Origin of the sequence: Novosphingobium lindaniclasticum LE124 (assembly GCF_000445125.1) — a bacterium.
Classification (GTDB): domain Bacteria; phylum Pseudomonadota; class Alphaproteobacteria; order Sphingomonadales; family Sphingomonadaceae; genus Novosphingobium; species Novosphingobium lindaniclasticum.
Genome location: NZ_ATHL01000045.1, coordinates 1 through 892 on the forward strand (window position 1 = coordinate 1; position 892 = coordinate 892).

Consider the following 892-nt stretch of genomic DNA (forward strand, 5'->3'; position numbering starts at 1 on the left):
ATTATTTTTATGTGTTATCTAGTATTACTTATGTGTAATGCTAACTATAATTACTATACTTATAGTCTTAACCAAAGTTCATATTATATAATAGACTATCTCTTTATTCTTCCTGCATAATCTTAAGCAATAGTGTTACAACGGTAGCATATGCTTGTAGCTCATCAATACCTGTATCTATCATCGTATTGTATAAGCCTAATAGGTCTTCATTATTCTCTACCACATATCTAACTATAGCCTTGCTATTATCTTCTACCTGTCTATTTAATTCCTCGTATTCTTGAAAGCTCATATACGGTTACTCCTAACATTATCTATTCTTATCTTCTTTAGTATACGTCTGATTGTCTTAATACTCATATATGCTATTAGTCCTAAAAATAAGAAAGGGAATAAACCTACAAGTAAAACATTTATTGTTATAGCTATCATTATTTAATTCCTTTCTGAATATGGTACTAATTCTATAAACATTCCATATATCTCATCATTTACTATTCTGCATTCAGCATTACTATTAGGGTTGTATTTCTTATTATCTTCTTTAATTTCTTCTATACGCTTTTCTAAATATTACTTTGTATCATTCATTGCTATCACTCTACTTAGTTAGTAATATTTCTTTGTGTTATCTATTATTAATTATGTTTATTACTTGGTATTACTTATGTATACTATAAAGACGATTTCCTTCATAGTTAGGGTTTATATGTTACTGATAAATAAAGTATCATCTAACTTGTGAATATAAATATCTGCTAATTGGTTAAACAGTTCAGCATATTCTCTAGCTGTTAAATATTCTTCTTGGTACATGTCTGATATTCTTTGCTGTATTTCATATACTTCATCAGTAGTTAAATACTCATGCTGATTCATTTAATTTTTT

At 27.0% G+C, this 892-nt stretch carries 1 protein-coding gene; it reads right to left on the reverse strand.

Going from position 1 to position 892, the window contains the following annotated elements:
• Positions 1 to 103: 103 nt before the first annotated feature.
• Positions 104 to 295 carry a hypothetical protein gene (locus L284_RS47860; RefSeq protein ID WP_057493089.1) on the reverse strand — a complete coding sequence of 64 codons (192 nt, stop codon included), beginning with the start codon at positions 293 to 295 and terminating at the stop codon, positions 104 to 106.
• Positions 296 to 892: the final 597 nt, after the last annotated feature.